The 16368-nt window shown below is 45.9% G+C and carries 15 protein-coding genes, 1 tRNA gene and 1 other annotated feature; of the genes, 6 read left to right on the top strand and 10 right to left on the bottom strand.

Annotated features, from left to right (window positions below):
- Window positions 1-20 precede the first annotated feature (20 nt).
- Both KNQ18_RS15190 and KNQ18_RS15185 read right to left on the bottom strand, forming a co-directional pair.
- The gene (locus KNQ18_RS15190; RefSeq protein WP_050678245.1) at window positions 21-725 is read right to left on the bottom strand and encodes a response regulator transcription factor; all 705 of its coding nucleotides are present in this window, start codon (window positions 723-725) and stop codon (window positions 21-23) included.
- A complete protein-coding gene (locus KNQ18_RS15185; RefSeq protein ID WP_215085329.1) occupies window positions 722-2485 on the bottom strand; it encodes a sensor histidine kinase in 1764 nt (587 codons plus the stop codon). The genes KNQ18_RS15190 and KNQ18_RS15185 overlap by 4 nt, the downstream gene beginning before the upstream one ends.
- Window positions 2486-2682: 197 nt before the next feature.
- Between KNQ18_RS15185 and KNQ18_RS15180 the strand changes: the two genes are divergently transcribed.
- Window positions 2683-3975, top strand: a complete 1293-nt coding sequence (locus tag KNQ18_RS15180; protein WP_149426858.1) for an NCS2 family permease — start codon at window positions 2683-2685, stop codon at window positions 3973-3975.
- 57 nt (window positions 3976-4032) lie between these two features.
- Here the strand turns inward: KNQ18_RS15180 and KNQ18_RS15175 are convergent, their stop codons facing one another.
- Window positions 4033-5313: an ABC transporter substrate-binding protein gene (locus tag KNQ18_RS15175; protein ID WP_064300814.1), complete on the bottom strand. Its 1281-nt coding sequence runs from the start codon at window positions 5311-5313 to the stop codon at window positions 4033-4035.
- 188 nt (window positions 5314-5501) lie between these two features.
- Here KNQ18_RS15175 and KNQ18_RS15170 point away from each other — a divergent pair, with 188 nt between their 5' ends.
- Window positions 5502-6962 (top strand): potassium/proton antiporter, encoded by a 1461-nt coding sequence (locus KNQ18_RS15170; RefSeq protein ID WP_215085327.1) that lies wholly within the window; start codon window positions 5502-5504, stop codon window positions 6960-6962.
- 59 nt (window positions 6963-7021) lie between these two features.
- Here KNQ18_RS15170 and KNQ18_RS15165 read toward each other — a convergent pair whose 3' ends face one another.
- From KNQ18_RS15165 to KNQ18_RS15145, 5 genes are all read right to left on the bottom strand, one after another.
- Complete coding sequence (locus KNQ18_RS15165) at window positions 7022-7657, bottom strand: DedA family protein (RefSeq protein WP_149426856.1); 636 nt, start codon at window positions 7655-7657, stop codon at window positions 7022-7024.
- 16 nt (window positions 7658-7673) lie between these two features.
- Window positions 7674-7895 carry a hypothetical protein gene (locus KNQ18_RS15160; protein WP_058703665.1) on the bottom strand — a complete coding sequence of 74 codons (222 nt, stop codon included), beginning with the start codon at window positions 7893-7895 and terminating at the stop codon, window positions 7674-7676.
- A 170-nt stretch (window positions 7896-8065) separates the two neighbouring features.
- Entirely contained in the window at window positions 8066-9040 is a 975-nt protein-coding gene (gene asnA / locus KNQ18_RS15155) for an aspartate--ammonia ligase (protein WP_215085325.1), read from the bottom strand.
- Window positions 9041-9106: 66 nt separating this feature from the next.
- Window positions 9107-9354: a binding site (T-box leader), on the bottom strand.
- 144 nt (window positions 9355-9498) lie between these two features.
- A complete protein-coding gene (locus tag KNQ18_RS15150) occupies window positions 9499-10386 on the bottom strand; it encodes a carbohydrate ABC transporter permease (protein ID WP_058703664.1) in 888 nt (295 codons plus the stop codon).
- Entirely contained in the window at window positions 10383-11270 is an 888-nt protein-coding gene (locus KNQ18_RS15145) for a carbohydrate ABC transporter permease (RefSeq protein ID WP_023467232.1), read from the bottom strand. The genes KNQ18_RS15150 and KNQ18_RS15145 overlap by 4 nt, the downstream gene beginning before the upstream one ends.
- A 166-nt stretch (window positions 11271-11436) precedes the next feature.
- On the opposite strand from KNQ18_RS15145, the gene KNQ18_RS15140 reads away from it, so the two are divergent.
- Window positions 11437-13116: a formate--tetrahydrofolate ligase gene (locus tag KNQ18_RS15140; protein ID WP_215085323.1), complete on the top strand. Its 1680-nt coding sequence runs from the start codon at window positions 11437-11439 to the stop codon at window positions 13114-13116.
- 16 nt (window positions 13117-13132) lie between these two features.
- On the top strand, window positions 13133-14089 hold the full coding sequence (locus KNQ18_RS15135; protein WP_082202576.1) for an alpha/beta fold hydrolase: 957 nt from the start codon (window positions 13133-13135) through the stop codon (window positions 14087-14089).
- A 74-nt stretch (window positions 14090-14163) separates the two neighbouring features.
- Here the strand turns inward: KNQ18_RS15135 and KNQ18_RS15130 are convergent, their stop codons facing one another.
- Both KNQ18_RS15130 and KNQ18_RS15125 read right to left on the bottom strand, forming a co-directional pair.
- Complete coding sequence (locus tag KNQ18_RS15130) at window positions 14164-14583, bottom strand: hypothetical protein (protein ID WP_023467229.1); 420 nt, start codon at window positions 14581-14583, stop codon at window positions 14164-14166.
- On the bottom strand, window positions 14580-15125 hold the full coding sequence (locus KNQ18_RS15125; protein WP_231681776.1) for an imm11 family protein: 546 nt from the start codon (window positions 15123-15125) through the stop codon (window positions 14580-14582). Before KNQ18_RS15125 ends, KNQ18_RS15130 begins: the two co-directional genes overlap by 4 nt.
- A 169-nt stretch (window positions 15126-15294) precedes the next feature.
- On the opposite strand from KNQ18_RS15125, the gene KNQ18_RS15120 reads away from it, so the two are divergent.
- Both KNQ18_RS15120 and KNQ18_RS15115 read left to right on the top strand, forming a co-directional pair.
- Window positions 15295-15368: transfer RNA gene (locus tag KNQ18_RS15120), tRNA-Gly, on the top strand.
- A 152-nt stretch (window positions 15369-15520) separates the two neighbouring features.
- Window positions 15521-16330, top strand: coding sequence for an MBL fold metallo-hydrolase (locus KNQ18_RS15115; protein WP_215085321.1), 810 nt, complete (start codon window positions 15521-15523; stop codon window positions 16328-16330).
- Window positions 16331-16368 lie beyond the last annotated feature (38 nt).

Genomic DNA, 16368 nt, shown 5'->3' with positions numbered 1-16368 from the left:
GATTCCTCCTCGATAGTCGTTTAAATCGACAACAATTCACGAAACTCATTCGGCGTCATACCGAATTGTTTTTTGAACACTTTCCGAAAATACTTATCGTCCTGATATCCGACTTCAAGTGCGATTTCGTAAATGCGCGCTTCCGTCTCACTCAATAATTCCTTCGCCCGATTCAAGCGAATCGTTTGGATGTAATCAGATAAGTTAACGGAAAAACGCTGTTTGAAGCGTCGTGATATATACTCTCGGCTCAAGTAAAACCGTTCGCTCATGAATTGCAGTGTCAATTCTTCCGCATAATGCGTTTCGATGTATTTGGCGATTTGATCAATCGCTTCCCCTGATTCCACTACCGGATGGATACATTCCATCGCGCGGGACAAGGCATCATTGAGTACATCTGGATCAACCGGCTTCAATAAATAATCAAAGGATTGATGCAAAATAGCACGTCGCATATACGTATAATCATCATACCCTGTCAGCACGATCGTGACGACCTTTGGATGATGATTTTTTGTCCATTCTAGTAATGTTAGTCCGTCGAGTCCTGGCATTTCGACATCTGTCAGCATTAAATCAATCGTTCCAGTATCCAGTAATCGTTTCGCTTCTTCCCCATGTTCCGCCTCGTAAATATGTGAGACCTGCCAACTGTCCCATTCTCCGAGCAATTTGACCGCTTCCCGTACATGTTGTTCATCGTCTACGATCAACACGTTCATGCCAAGTCCCCCTTCTCATATGGAATCCGAATCACGATTTTGAATCCTCCCTCTACAGCTGAAGAAGAGAGCGTCATATTTGCTTGTTCTCCGTAAAAAATCAAGAGCCGTTCATAAATATTATGGAGACCAATCCCACTCGTCTCGAGATCTTCTGGGTTACGATGCATGCGCATTTTTCGATCAATCTCTTCAAGTCGTCCTGTTTCAAGAATGGCGCCGCTATTCTCGATTTGAATGATGAGACGTCCACCATCCGTCCGTACTTTGTAGGCGAGATAGTTTTCCGTCGCTGCTAATTGCTGCCGAAAGCCGTGTTTAAAGTAATTTTCAGCGAACGGTTGCAAGATCATCTTCGGCACTTCAATGTCATTGAGATGCCACGGGACGTCAACGATATAACGGAACCGTTCTGGAAAACGTTGCTGTTGCAAACGAATATACGCCTGAAGATGGTCAACTTCTTGTTTTAACGTTACGATCGTCTGCTCATTATTCATCGAATAACGCATCATTTGCGATAATCCGGTGATCGAGCGGTACGCAATCTTACGATCCCCTTGTAACGTCGTCGTTCCGATGGATTGTAAGGCATTGAATAAGAAGTGCGGATTGAGCTGGGATTGTAATGCCCGTAGTTCATTCGTCCGATTTTCAAGTGCCAGTCGATACTCCCGTTTGATTAAACGATCAATCCGTTGAATCATGCGTTGAAACTGTCGATTGAGTAATCCAATCTCATCATTCGTCGTCGCAACGAATGGTGCTGATAAATCCCCTTGTTCGACTCGCCAGACGTTTGCTGTCAACTGTTTGATTGGTTTCGTGATCTGCATGGCAACGAGACTTGCGGCAATGATCATGACGAACAGTGAGACGAGACCAATCAAAACAAGAATCAATGCCGTTTCGTTCGCCCCTTGGATGACCGACGCATACGGAATCCGTTTGACGAGTATAAGTGGAACTCCATTCGTCATCGTCTTCGAGTAGACGATGAACGATTTTCCGACACGTAAACTCCCACTCTGCCCAGTGAATTGATCGACCGGTAGTTCCATCTCTGCCCCAGTCTGTGCCAAAATATGTTGTTCTGTCATCAACCATAACGACTCTTCCGGATCATTCTCGAACAGTTTCAACTGTTGTTCAAATACACGGACTGGAATATCCACTGAAAGGAAGCCGAGCGGCTCATCTGTTTCGACACGATCAATGCGATAACGAAAACTAACGACTTGTTTCTCATCAAGAATCATCGTGTGGACATTATATGGTTCAATCGTGTGCGCTCCGTCAATCAACCAGCCACTTTTTTGTTTCATCAATCGAAAATAATCCGTTTCTTGCATCCAATCAAACGTTCCCCGACTCGTCGTTTTCATATTGTAGACCGAATACTCCGAATAACCATTTAAGATGACGAAATGTAACTGTTCGATATCCTGACGTGATAAAAACAGACCTAACATCGCCCGCGAAACGACTCCATCGGATTCGTCTAGTTCCTGATCTGCTCCGACGCGCATGATGTTCATCAACGAACGATTCGCATACAGACTTGTCGAGAGACGGCGGATATCCTCTATGTAATGGGTCACCTGTGTATTTCCCCGTGTCAACACGTTCAGGCTAGAACGTTCTGCCTGTTCAATGTTTTGGTGCCGCACATACAAGTAGGAAATCGATGTCGCGAGGGCTGTCGGAATCAAGATCGCCAGGACGACGAGACGAATCAAACGCGTCCGGATACTTTTCATAAAAGGCGCCCCCATCCTTTTTCTTGTAATCAATCGTATCATAACCTTGAATCCGCTTACATCATTTCCTGATATTCTCTTTCTTGATTCCTATAAAAAATTCTTTTTTGTTTCGACTTGATTCCGAATGAATTTTACTATAATATCATCAATGTTCGTTTTTTAATCAATTTGTTATGAAGGTGGTCCTTTTATCCATGTTTAAACTTGCCGCACATCAAACAACCGTAAAACGTGAAATCCAAGCTGGATTCGTGACGTTCATTACGATGGCATATATTCTGCTCGTCAATCCGACGATTTTAGCAGATGCCGGTATCCCCCAAGCCCAAGCTTTTTCTGCGACGATCATCGCGACATTGATCGGTACACTCCTGATGGGGCTTTATGCGAATCTACCAATCGCAGTCGCACCCGGAATGGGACTCAATGCGTATTTTACTTATACACTTGTCGTTGGTGAGAAGATTCCATATCAGACAGCACTCTCAGTTGTTTTCGTTGCTGGTGTCATTTTCTTATTGTTATCACTCTCACCAATCCGTACGAAGCTGATTGAAATCATTCCGATGACATTAAAGCTTGCGATCACAGGTGGAATCGGTCTTTTCATTGCTTCACTCGGTCTCAAGATGTCAGGAATTCTCATCGCTAGTGAAGATACACTCGTCACGATTGGCGCATTGACGTCACCAGAAGCATTGATCACACTCATCGGACTATTAGTTGCAGCCATCTTGACGATCAAACGTGTACCAGGTGCTATTTTATATGCCATGATTCTCTCTGGATTGATTGCATTCCTGACAGGTGAATTGAAGTTTTCCGATTCCTTCGTTGCGTTACCGACTTTACCAGAAGGATTGATCATCACGAATCCGTTCAACGCCATTCAAGACGTGTTCCAATACGGTCTGTTCAGCGGTGTCCTCTCCTTCGTTCTCGTGACGATGTTTGATACGACAGGTACGATGGTCGCTGTCGGAGAACAGGCTGGATTGATTGAAGAAGATGGATCATTGAAAAACAGCGAACGTGCCCTATTATCTGATTCGACTGCGATGGTCGCTGGTTCATTGTTCGGAACAAGTCCCACAACCGCTTACGTAGAATCTGCAGCGGGTGTCGCTGCTGGTGGACGGACTGGACTCACATCCGTGACGGTCGGGATTCTATTCGCATTATCTGCCGTCTTTGGACCGTTCGTTCAATCGATTTCGAGCGTCCCTGCGATTACTGCGCCAGCATTGATTTTAGTCGGTGCCTTCATGATTCAAAATATCAAACAGATTCCATGGGATGATTTCAGCGAAGCTTTCACGGCTTTCCTCGTCATCTTGATCATGCCATTATCCGGTAGCATCGCAACCGGTATCGCATTCGGTTTCATCGTCTATCCAATCATGAAAGCTATCCAAAAAGAGCGTGTCCATCCACTCATCTATGTGTTCGCGCTTCTCTTCTTCATCCAATTATTCTTCTTATCATAAAAAAACATGCCTGTTCCGTCAGTTAATCGGAACAGGCATGTTTTTTTGAATCACTTCTTATTTTTTCATTTTATCCCATGTTTTCGTGAAGTCCTGCAGCATCTCGTCAGCTGTTTTTTGCTTACCAACATATGCTTGCATAATCGCTCCGAACTCGTTTACAGCACCATCCGGATACTTGAACCAGTTCCATGAGATGGTTTTTCCGTCTTTCGAGTACGCTTGAATATCATCTGCAAGCGGTCCTAAATCCTTCGCTTCGATTGATTTGAAGGCAGGGATGAATTTAAATTTATTGACCATGTAGTCTTTTCCTGTGTCAGACGTCGCCATCCACTCGAGGAATTTTTTCGCTTCTGCTTTGTTCTTCGAGTTCTTATTGACGACCCAGTTATTTGGTACGCCAACAGGAAGACGATCCATTTTTTCTTTATCATCATTGATTGGCATCGGGATGAAGCCCATGTTGATGTCCGGATTGACGTCCGTGATCAATTGTTGTGCCCAGTTCCCTTGTTGAAGCATCGCTGTCTTACCTTCAGCAAACTGAGAGACTTGTGTGTTGTAATCCGTCGTTAACGGATTTTTATTACCGTACTCAATCGTTAAATCAAATAGATTCATGAAATCCTTGAACTGTTTATTGTCCTCGAACTTCGCTTTTCCAGAGTTAAGATCCGCGATGAACTGATCTGGATCATCCTGCTGTGCAACCGGAATGTTCAAAAGGTGATTACCGAGAATCCACCACTCCCCGTACCCAATCGAGAATGGCGTCACTCCGTCTGCCTTCAGCTTCTTAGAAGCTTCCGTCAATTCAGTTAATGTTTTCGGAAGTTCCGTGATACCTGCTTTTTTGAAGATATCTTTATTGTAGATAAAGCCATAGCCCTCAAGGTTCATTGGCATACCATACAATTTACCATCGATCGTCATTGGCTCTTTTGATAGGTCCGTTAGATCACCGACCCACTTTTCATCTGACAAATCTTCTAACTTATCCTGCCATGTCTTTGCTTCCGTAAAGCCACCGTTATTAAAGACATCTGGTTCATTACCTGAAGCGAACTGTGATTTCAGAGCCGCGCCATAGTCCGATCCACCACCGACTGTTTGCACGACGACTTTCGTCCCGGTTTCCTTTTCATACGCTTTTGCCATCTTTTCCATGTCTTTTGCGATTTCAGCCTTGAATTGGAATACGTTGAGCGTCTTACCGTCTTTTGAACCACTATCTTTCGAGTCATCGCTATTCAATGTACCGCCACCACATGCTGCCAAAGCGACGACCATCGCCGTCGTGACGACAGGTAATGCTGCCCATCTTCTTTTACGCATTCGGATTCCCTCCCTGATTTCGTTTCATTTCGTGCTACATCTTCACAATAAATGAAAACGCTTGCAATGAAGAGAGAGAAAGTTGTCCGGTGTGGTGGAAAATATTGAACAATCGTTATCCGAGTCTTTTCGTCGGAATTGTTGTATCATGAAACTAGAGATTCTTTTATGAATAGGAGTTTGATGCCATGTCCTTGCAACTCACGATTTTATTGATTGGTATATTGCTGTTTGCCGCCGTCTGGACGACGAAGTTATCAAGTCGTCTGAATATTCCTGCTCTACTGATTTTTATCGCTCTTGGTATGATTGCCGGAAGCGACATTACGGGGTTCATTCGTTTTGACGATGCAGAACTGGCTCAGCTTCTTGGAACTGTCGCCCTCATCATCATCTTATTCGAAGGTGGTCTGCAAACGGTTTGGAAGGAAGTGCGTCATGAATTAGCCCCTTCCCTCTCGCTTGCGACGTTCGGGGTCTTCATCGCTACATCCATCGTTGCCGTTGCTTCCCATTATATTCTGGGCTTCAGTTGGGCGAATGCTTTTTTACTCGGGGCAATCGTTGGTTCGACGGATGCCGCTGCTATCTTTTCTGTCTTGAGTGGTCAGCCGATTCGACGGAAAGTCGGATCAACACTCGAAGTCGAGTCCGGTACGAATGACCCGATGGCCGTCTTTTTGACTGTCTTGTTCCTTGAGTTCGTAACAAACCCTGAAGAAGCATCACTCTTATCGGGACTTGGATCACTCGTTTGGGAAATGGCGATGGGACTTCTGATTGGTTTGTTCATCGGATGGGCAGCTTCGACCTTGATCAATCGGATCGATTTGTCCTCTTCTAGCTTTTATCCGATCATGCTCATGTCGTTTGCTTTCCTGTCTTTCGGTTTAGCTGATACGTTTCATGCCAGTGGATTTTTAGCTGTTTATGTCACAGCGATCTACATCAGTAATCATGAACTCGTCTACCGACAGACACTCGTCCGTTTTACGATGAGTATGGCGCATCTTGCCCAAATCGGAATGTTCATCGTGCTCGGTCTACTCGTCTTTCCGAAACAATTGCTCGATGTCCAGGTCATCCTGTCTTCCATTGCGTTGGCGCTGATCTTAATTTTCATCGCTCGTCCTTTGTCAGTCTGGGTGAGTCTTCTTCCGTTTCGTTATTCGTGGCAAGAGAAGGTTTTCATTTCTTTTGCTGGTCTAAAAGGAGCGGTACCGATCATTCTCGCGACATATCCTCTCGTTGCGGATATCGAGAATGCATCGATGATCTTCAATATCGTGTTTTTCACAGTCTTATTATCAACGCTAATTCAAGGAAGTATGTTGACGTTCCTTTCCGAGCGGTTACGACTGAACGAAACACAGACTACTGCTATCCATACCGTCATTGAATTCATGTCAATCGGTAAACCGAATGCGGAAATCATTGAATTGACGTTACCGATGTCCCATCCATTCATTGGAACGGCGATCTCAGAGATTGATTTGCCTCAGGAATTTTTGATCACGGCCATCATCCGTGATGATCAAATCATTACACCACGTGGGGACACTGCCCTAGAAGGCAATGATCAGCTACTACTCCTTACCCCAAAACATCGGATCAAGACACTGAAGCGATTCCTGTTTCCTCCCGCTTGATCTGTTCATGAAACAACGCAGTGGATCCTGAAGATCCACTGCGTTGTTTTTTTACATATTCATGAATCTTGTTGTTTCGTTTGTGTGTCTTGCTTCTGTTCTTTACGCTTCGCTTTAGCACGACGGTAGAGAACGTATCCACCAAGAATCACGACGATTCCACCTAAGATCCACCATAACTCCTGTTCTAATCCTTTTAGCATGGATTCAGCACGTTCTACTCCGAATCGTTCACCGACCCAGATGTAAAAGAAGGAAACCGGAAAAAGTCCAATACTTGAAGCGAGTAAATAGCGTTTGAACGAAAGACCAAACAAACCACACGGAATCGAGACGACCGAGCGCACGACGGGGAAAAAGCGACCGAACAAAGCAGACCATGTTCCGTATTTCCCGACGATGCGCTCCCCTTGCTCAATTTCTTTTTCTTTAATCAGTAACCATTTGCCGTACCGTATAAGTATCGGACGACCTGCATAACGACCTAGAAGATAAAAGACCGTCGCGCCCATCAGACTTCCTAAAAAACCGACCAGAACAGCAGCTGTCCAGCTGACCGTTCCGTTCGACACATATAGACCGAGCAACGGTAAGCCCACTTCTGCCGGAATCAATTCTGTTCCAAGACCAACGATCATAATTCCTAAAAACAGCCAGAGATTGGATTCTCCGGCTGAAAACAACCATTCCAACATACGAGTAACCCTCCGTTCATCCTCTCGCTGGACGGAGGAGATAATAAATGATGACGACTAACGTCGTCCAGACGCCTGTGAAGATTCCGATAATCCCGACAATGAAGAAACCGAGTGCAACGATTGAGCCTGTCTGTTTATAATCCCGCCACATCGTCCGTAATCCTTTAATGTTGAACCAAAGGAATACGAGGAATAATACAGGGATGAGTAATCCTACGATCAATAAAGAAGACATATCTTCACCTCTTTCTTATTTATTGTTATCCCCATTCTATCAGGAATCGACACGTCTTTCCTCCGCCTGAGGTCTTACGAACCTAAAAAAAAGAACACGCTTCTGAATCGAAGCATGCCCTTTGCTTTATAAAACATCCTGTTTTGACGCTTTCTTACTATATATATATGTCAGAGCAAGTGGATGCCTTCCGCTTGGAGACTTTTACGCGTCTCTTCTGACCAGACAGAAGCTTGGACTTCACCGATGTGACTTTTCTTCAATAAGAACATCGCCATGCGGGATTGACCGATTCCTCCACCCATCGTTAACGGTAGACGCTCTTCGAGCACACCTTGATGGAACGGGAACGCCAATTTATCCTCTTCTTGAGCAATCGCCGTCTGTTTTAAAAGCGCTTCACGGTCAACGCGAATTCCCATTGAAGACAATTCGAATGCTCCGATTTCTGGGTGGTGTACTAAAATGTCACCGTTGAGTGTCCAGTCATCGTAGTCAGCCGCTCGACCATCATGCTTCTCACCTGAAGCCAGTGCGCCACCGATTTGCATGAGGAAAACGGCGCCATATGCTTTCGTGACTTCTGTTTCACGTTCTTTCGTCGAAAGTGTCGGATACGCATCCTCTAGCTCTTGCGTCGTCATGAAATGAATCGTTTCCGGTAAGATCGCTGAAATGCCGTATTCCGCTTCCACTTCTTGCTCAACTTGACGAATCGTTGCATAGATCGCTTGTACCGTTTCTTGTAAATAAGCACTCGTCCGCTGTTCTTTCGTAATGATACGTTCCCAATCCCACTGATCGACGTGAATGGAGTGTGTCGCATCCAGCATCTCATCGCGACGAATCGCATGCATCAACGTGTATAAGCCTTCTCCTGCTTCAAATCCATACGTATGAAGCGCTTGACGCTTCCATTTCGCAAGAGATTGTACGATTTCAAGATCTGCTGTATGATCCAACGCATCGAAGCGAATGATTCGCTCTACGCCGTTGAGATGATCGTTGACACCGAGTGTGCTTTCTACGAACAATGGTGCTTCGACACGTGTCAATCCGAGTGTCGTCGAAAAGCGTTCTTCAAAGCGTTTCTTTACGAGTGTGATAGCTTCCTGTGTGTGTTTCATCGATACGAGTGTTGTCATGGTGGTGTTCCTCCTCAATTGTGTTTTGAAAAAGAAGCCATAAAAAAGAGCCCTTCTTTCCCAAGAATATGGGACGAAAGACTCGGTTCCGCGGTACCACCCATGTTAGCAACGATGTTGCTCACTCAAAAGACGAATCACTTCATCTTCGGCCATATGATAACGGACAGGCAACTCCGGCTACGCCTACTGACATTCGGGTTCGGGTAGCGACTCCGGGAGGTTCTTCGCATCTTGCTTCCGACTGGGCTCTCACCATCCCCAGCTCGCTATACGGTCGTACAAGGTGTTACTCTTCCCTTCAACGTCGTTGTTACAATTGAATTGAGAACATCGTACAACAGGTCGCAAGTGTTTGAAAAGACTTTTTTTCAAAAAAAATAAAAGTTGTCAGATTAATCTGACGTGTGAATCATGAAAAAAGCGTTCTCGCAGAAGCGAGAACGCGCTTACAAAAATTATTTGATGGATCCACTCGTAATTCCTTGAATGATCTGTTTTTGCAAGGCAAAGAAGAACAACAATAACGGAATGATCCCGAGGACGAGTCCGGCAAGTGCTAAGTCCCACTGCTTCGTATACTGACCGAAGAAATAGAACGTCGCAAGTGGAATCGTCCGTAAATCGACGTCTCGTAACATCAGCGATGGTAGTAGGAAATCGTTCCAAATCCAAAGCGTGTTCAAGATGATGATCGTCACCGTGATGGGCTTGAGTAATGGGAACACGATACGCCAGAATACACCCCATTGTGAACAACCATCAATGATGGCCGCCTCCTCGATTTCTTCAGGAATCGACTTCATGAATCCATGGTATAAGAAGATTGATAATCCAGATCCAAAACCAAGATACATCAGAATCAATCCCCAATAACTGTTCTGCAATCCGAGATCACCAGACAGTTTCGATAAGGGAATCATGATCGATTGGAATGGAATGATCATCGCGGCAACGAATAAGAAAAAGATGATCGTCGACAAGCGTGTTTTCGTCCGGACGAGTTTCCAAGCCGCCATCGAACAAAAGATGATGATGACCGCGTTAGCGCCGACTGTAATGATGACGGAGTTTAAAAAGACTTTTCCGAAGTTCATGGCTTCCCATGCTTCTGAATAGTTGGACGTCATCCATTCTTTTGGTAGACCCGAGGTATTCGTAAAGATATCTCCCTGCGTCTTGAATGAATTCGAGACGACGTAATAAAACGGAATCATATACAGAAGCCCCATCAATAAGGCTGCCAGTTCGACTGTTCCAAGACGGAATGAATAACGACCTCTCGTCTTTTTGGAGCGTTTCGGTTTCTCCTCTTGCGGAGTGGGTAACGGTTGTGCCGTACTCATGCTTCCACCTCCCGTTTTTTCGTCAGATAGACTTGAGTGACTGTAATCGCGGCGACAACAACGAAGAAGATGATCGCTTTCGCTGACCCGAGTCCAAGATTATTGTTCGTAAACGATTCTTTATAAATGTTTAAAGCAAGCATTTCGGTCGATTTGAATGGTCCACCATTCGTTAGGGATAAGTTCGTATCGAATAACTTGAAGGACCATGAAATCGTCAAGAACAAACAGATCGTGACCGACGGCATGATCAGTGGCAACGTAATGTTCCGTAACGTCGAGAGACGATTGGCACCATCGATTTTTGCTGCTTCAATCAGCTCTTGTGGCACGTTTTGTAGAGCTGCGATATAGATGACCATGATGTAACCGCCACCTTGCCAAATCGAAACGATGACGATACCCCAGAATCCTGTCCGGGCATCTCCTAACCATGGAAGTTCAAATATACTCCACCCTGTCAATTCACCAATCGATGCGAAGCCTTTGACATAGATGAACTGCCAAACGAACCCGAGGATCAACCCACCGATCAAGTTTGGCATGAAGAAAATCGTTCGTAAGAAATTACGCGTGCGAATATTTTGTGTCAATAAGAACGCCAAGATGAAACCAACGACATTCGTTAAGATGACGGCGACGACCGTATATTTCGTCGTCAACCAAAATGACTGCTGGAACTGCTCGTCACTCGTAAAGAGACGGACATAGTTATCAAAGCCGATCCAATTTAATTCTCCGGTTACACCGTTCCAATCCGTGAACGAATACATGACGCCATTGAAAAACGGTACAAGCACGATCACTGCGAATACAAGAAAGACCGGTCCGACGAAGAGCCAAAAATCAAGACCGCGTTTCCACTTCTTTTGTCCAGATGTCATTGTTTCATCCCTCCTCCACTCTACAGTACGTCTTTCTCTAACACTTGAACACGTCACCATTTGACCCATTGGGTGGAAAATATTGAACGTTTTCTTTTGGCGCGTTCGCACTAGATACGCTACTATTAGAAAAAAGAGAGATCCAATCAAAGAGGGAGTCGATACCATGGAAAAGACCATTCGTTCAGACTTAGAAATCGCACAGCAAACCGTCTTACGCCCGATTCGAGAAATTGCGAACCGAATTGGTTTGCAAGAAGAGGATTTTGATACGTACGGAAAGTATAAAGCGAAGTTGACAGACGGACTGTTGAACCGATTGGCAACGAAATCTTACGGTAAATTGATCCTTGTCACTGCCATCAATCCGACAGCCGCCGGTGAAGGAAAATCAACCGTCACTGTCGGACTCGGACAGGCGTTGCATCGGGCAAACCAAAAGACGATGATTTGTTTACGGGAACCCTCACTCGGTCCGACGATGGGCTTAAAAGGTGGCGCGTGTGGTGGTGGCTATAGCCAAGTCCTACCGATGGAAGAGATCAATCTTCATTTCACAGGCGATATGCATGCGATCACATCTGCTCATAATACAATCAGTGCCTTGCTCGACAATCACCTGCATCAAGGTAACATCCTTGGCATCGATCCGCGTCGTATCGTCTGGAAACGCGTTCTTGATTTGAATGACCGTGCCTTGCGCCAAGTCACGATTGGTCTCGGTGGTCCTGCTCATGGCGTACCGCGTCAAGATGGGTTCGATATCACGGTCGCTTCCGAGATCATGGCGGTCCTCTGTCTAGCAGACTCTATCACGGATCTCGAACGACGCTTGAGCCGCATCGTCGTCGCGTATACGTACGATCAACAGCCGGTTACGGTCAAAGATATTCAGGCGTCAGGAGCTGCGACGTTGCTTCTAAAAGATGCGTTTCGTCCGAACCTCGTTCAAACCGTCGAAGGAACACCGGCACTGATTCACGGTGGACCGTTCGCGAACATCGCACATGGTTGTAACTCTTTGATTGCAACGCAAACTGCACTGAAGCTAAGTGATTACGTTGTCACAGAAGCAGGATTCGGAGCTGATTTAGGTGCCGAAAAGTTCTTCAACATCAAATCACGGATTGGCGGACTCCACCCGGATGCCGTCGTCATCGTCGCTACGGTTCGTGCCTTGAAGATGCATGGTGGTGTCGACAAAACGCAACTCAGCGAAGAAAATCTCGCTGCCTTAACAGATGGTCTTGCGTTACTTGAAAAACACGTCGAGACGATGAGTCTGTTCGGCGTCCCTGCCGTCGTTGCCTTGAATCGTTTCTTCACTGACACGGAAGCAGAACGGAACATGATCCTAGAATGGTGTCAGGATCGTAATATTCGTGTCGCGGAAAGTGAGGTCTTCAGTAAAGGGGGGGCTGGCGGCGAAGCACTCGTCACGGAAGTCATGCACGCTCTTGAGGAACCGAGCCAGTTCCGCCCACTGTATCCTGACGTCTTACCGCTTCGTCAAAAGATCGAGCGTATCGCAAAGCGTGTCTACGGTGCAGCCGACGTTCATTTTGAAGCCAAAGCGCTTCGCGAACTCGAACGGTGTACGGAGATGGGATTGAATGAGTTACCGATTTGTATGGCAAAAACACCATTTTCTTTAACCGATGACCCTGCTCGTTATGGTCGTGTCGAAGACTTCACGATCACGGTCCGCGAAATCCGACCATCGGTTGGTGCAGGGTTCATCGTTGCATTGACTGGGAATGTATTAACGATGCCAGGATTACCCGCAGTTCCTGCCGCCTTCCATATGGGCGTTTCGGAAGACGGACAGGTATTCGGACTTTCTTGATGAGAGGATGAGTTACATGACGATTGATCATTCACATTGGATAGCCTCTGACGGCTATACTACGACATTGCATAGCCTCGAAGCCCATGACCCTAAAGGAGTCGTGATCGTCTTTCACGGGATGATGGAGCATGGTGCACGGTATGAGGAATTCGCAGAATTCCTCTATGCTCATCATTACCACACGATCATCGCAGACTTACGCTGTTTCGGAACCCGAGCAGCACAGCTCGGAACGCTCGGACACCTCGAGCCGAATCAAGGGTTTAAACAATTGATGCAGGACGCAGAAGAACTCGTCTCTGACATCAAAGAGCGTTATCCGACATTGCCGGTGTTCATTTTTGGTCATAGTTTTGGTTCGTTGATCGCTCGCCGGATTGGTCAAACACTCGGTCATACAGTAGCTGGAATCATCGCGAGTGGTCCTCCGACTAGCACAGGCCTACTCGGTGATGTCAGCCAAAAACTCGTCGAACGTCAAATCCATCAGCTGTCAGCAACACACCCTGCTGAGCGGTTCGGACAACTCGTGTTCGGGCGGTATAACTTACGCTTCTTCCCAGCACTTTCTAAAAATGCTTGGCTCTCTTCGGATCCTCAATCCGTCATGCGCTATGATGCAGATCCATTGTCCGGTCAAACGGTCACGCTTGGGTTCTTCCACGAACTCTTGCATGCAACGAAGCTCGTCAACGCACTTGCTTCCGTCTATCAGCATCCACGTCACTTACCCCTCTTATTGCTTGCTGGTGGGGATGACGCGGTCGCGTTCGATGGAAAAGGTATCCATCATCTATTTGACATGTATAATCGTGTTCGTGTCGATGCTGTACAGCTGACGATTTATCGAGGGTTACGTCATGAGCTCTTCCATGAGTTCGAACGCATCCGCGTTTTTGCCGATATCGCGAGCTGGTTGAATAAGCAAGTCAACCCTGCAGCTAAACAGTCATCTTCCCGTTCTTCTTAAGCCACACCGATCAATATAAAAAAAAGGCAGCGGATCCTTGCGATCCGCTGCCTTTTGCACTTCTATCGTATCCTTCATTGAATCCAAGTCAGTGAAGAAATCATTGCTTCGATTTCCTCGATTTCAAGCGTCTCGCGTTCTGCAGAGTACGTCAATAAGACTAACCGTTCCCCGTCCGAATACGCGTAGATCCGCAAGAAGATGTCTTCTTCTTTCCCATCTACCGCAAGCAATGCTTCTTTTGTTGAATTACGACGGACTTCAAGTGCTCCTGTTAGTTCGATGCCGAACTCTTCCACCAACAGGTTGATTTCTTGTTCCGCCGCCTCATACGGTGTCAATTCTTCTGAATCGGACTCATAAATGGATAATTGGAGCGTTCCCATTGCATTTTCATCCGTCGAATAAAAACTAACATATGTCTCTTCTTCTTGATATTCGAATACCTTTGGATATTCTAGCGTGATCCAATGATCGACTGTGTACTGTTTCATTTGAATTCCTCCATTCGTTGTATCTCTTCAAAGCGGATACCCGTCACAGCCATACGCTCGAATTGGCGAGCGAGTTGAGCAGATACGAACATGCGATGCGTGCGTTCATCTCGCATAAGATGATGCGGACAAATCGAATCGCTGATTCGTCGCTCTGTCAAAAAATAGACACGTCGTCTCGGTACCAGACGGAATACATCCGTCGTATGTAGATGTTCGATCCGACTGACAGATAAGAGATTGAGAAGATAGTACGGAACCACTCCGTCCTTCGTCTCAAGATGTACCTTGAGACATTGTACAGAAAAAGGCGCGTATGCTGCAATGACGCGTTGCACACGTTCCGAGACGAGCGGCAGATCGAATGTGTTTGGAAGGACATCCGGTAGCAAATCCGCATCTTGATTGATGGAAAAAGCAAGTACACCTACGTTATGGAACCACTCTCCTATCAATAAGCGATGACGATCGAATTGGTGGTGACAAATCGCTTCCCATCCTTTTCCCATCGATTGTTCGCTCCAAACTCGCACTTCATTCACCAGACACTCTCTCCTCTACCCAACTTTACCCATATTGCAAATCAAGATTACCATTGGAAACGATTAACTAGTATTATTGTACACCGAATCTTAAAAGAAATTGCTTTTTTTCATAAAAGTTATGGAAATGCTCTCTTTGCTATGCTACTATATTTCATGTAGCCGATACGCGGGTGTAGTTTAATGGTAAAACCTCAGCCTTCCAAGCTGATGACGAGAGTTCGATTCTCTTCACCCGCTCCAATTATGACATAACATAGGTCTAGGACCATTTCCCTCTAGAGGGCAGGCGACTCGCGACGTGCGAGTCGTCTTTTTTATTGATTCTGCTGATGATTCCAACGAATTTATGGGTATACAACGATATAGATAGAGATTCGTAAAGGAGGATTCGTATGATTCAGATGAAGATGCCCGGCGTGACGATTTATCAAAGTACACTCATGAAAACGACTTCGACATTAATCGAGACGCCTGATTGTCTGATCGTCGTCGACCCTGGCTGGCTTCCCGATGAGATTGCAACGATTCGTCGAGACGTCGAAATCGTGCGTCGCGAACGACCATTATACGTCGTCCATACGCATGCCCATTTCGATCATATTTTAGGTGCCTATGCCTTTACGGATGCCATCGTCATCGCTTCGAAACCGTTCATCGATGTCGACCGACAAGAAGCGCTAAAAGCCGTCCAAGATTTTAATGATGAGTTCTATATCGATTCTCCCGTCCTTTTCCCAGACGTGACACATGTCATCCATGAGTCTGAGACGATATTGACGATCGGACAAACGAAGTTAATCTTCTTTTTGACGCCCGGTCATGAAGCGACTCACCTTTCCTTCATCGTCATGCCACTTCACTTGTTAGTCTGCGGCGACTATGCTTCAGACGTTGAAATCCCCTTGATCGAACACGATTCCTCTGAGTATTTGACGACGCTCGAGTTACTCGAGTCGTTCATTTATGAATATGAAGTCAAACTCTTGATTCCCGGACACGGTCACATTTGTGATGTCCGAACAGAGATGATCGAACGACTTCATCAGAGCTATGACTATATTCTTGCCCTCCGTGCCGGAAAAGAATCCGACTGGGCTCCGTCTTGGCAAACGACCCCTTTTATGAAACGTCTGCATGAAAAAAATAAGCGACAAGTCAAAAAAGAACAAGAAGAACGATTAGCCCGACGCCATTATGATTAACTTCGCTCAACCAAAAGACTCGGTCGCCAAATTGGCGA

It is taken from the genome of Exiguobacterium sp. s78 (genome assembly GCF_018618985.1).
GTDB lineage: Bacteria > Bacillota > Bacilli > Exiguobacteriales > Exiguobacteriaceae > Exiguobacterium_A > Exiguobacterium_A abrahamii.
This window is presented reverse-complemented; position numbering and strand designations above follow the sequence as displayed.

Excerpts from the sequence above, each read along its gene's own strand:
- KNQ18_RS15185 (WP_215085329.1), bottom strand. The coding sequence starts at position 2,485 with ATGAAAAGTATCCGGACGCGTTTGATTCGTCTCGTCGTCCTGGCGATC.
- KNQ18_RS15170 (WP_215085327.1), top strand. The coding sequence starts at position 5,502 with ATGTCCTTGCAACTCACGATTTTATTGATTGGTATATTGCTGTTTGCC.
- KNQ18_RS15180 (WP_149426858.1), top strand. The coding sequence starts at position 2,683 with ATGTTTAAACTTGCCGCACATCAAACAACCGTAAAACGTGAAATCCAA.
- KNQ18_RS15150 (WP_058703664.1), bottom strand. The coding sequence starts at position 10,386 with ATGAGTACGGCACAACCGTTACCCACTCCGCAAGAGGAGAAACCGAAA.
- KNQ18_RS15165 (WP_149426856.1), bottom strand. The coding sequence starts at position 7,657 with ATGTTGGAATGGTTGTTTTCAGCCGGAGAATCCAATCTCTGGCTGTTT.
- asnA (WP_215085325.1), bottom strand. The coding sequence starts at position 9,040 with ATGACAACACTCGTATCGATGAAACACACACAGGAAGCTATCACACTC.
- KNQ18_RS15135 (WP_082202576.1), top strand. The coding sequence starts at position 13,133 with ATGACGATTGATCATTCACATTGGATAGCCTCTGACGGCTATACTACG.
- KNQ18_RS15190 (WP_050678245.1), bottom strand. The coding sequence starts at position 725 with ATGAACGTGTTGATCGTAGACGATGAACAACATGTACGGGAAGCGGTC.
- KNQ18_RS15140 (WP_215085323.1), top strand. The coding sequence starts at position 11,437 with ATGGAAAAGACCATTCGTTCAGACTTAGAAATCGCACAGCAAACCGTC.
- KNQ18_RS15175 (WP_064300814.1), bottom strand. The coding sequence starts at position 5,313 with ATGCGTAAAAGAAGATGGGCAGCATTACCTGTCGTCACGACGGCGATG.
- KNQ18_RS15160 (WP_058703665.1), bottom strand. The coding sequence starts at position 7,895 with ATGTCTTCTTTATTGATCGTAGGATTACTCATCCCTGTATTATTCCTC.
- KNQ18_RS15145 (WP_023467232.1), bottom strand. The coding sequence starts at position 11,270 with ATGACATCTGGACAAAAGAAGTGGAAACGCGGTCTTGATTTTTGGCTC.
- KNQ18_RS15130 (WP_023467229.1), bottom strand. The coding sequence starts at position 14,583 with ATGAAACAGTACACAGTCGATCATTGGATCACGCTAGAATATCCAAAG.
- KNQ18_RS15115 (WP_215085321.1), top strand. The coding sequence starts at position 15,521 with ATGATTCAGATGAAGATGCCCGGCGTGACGATTTATCAAAGTACACTC.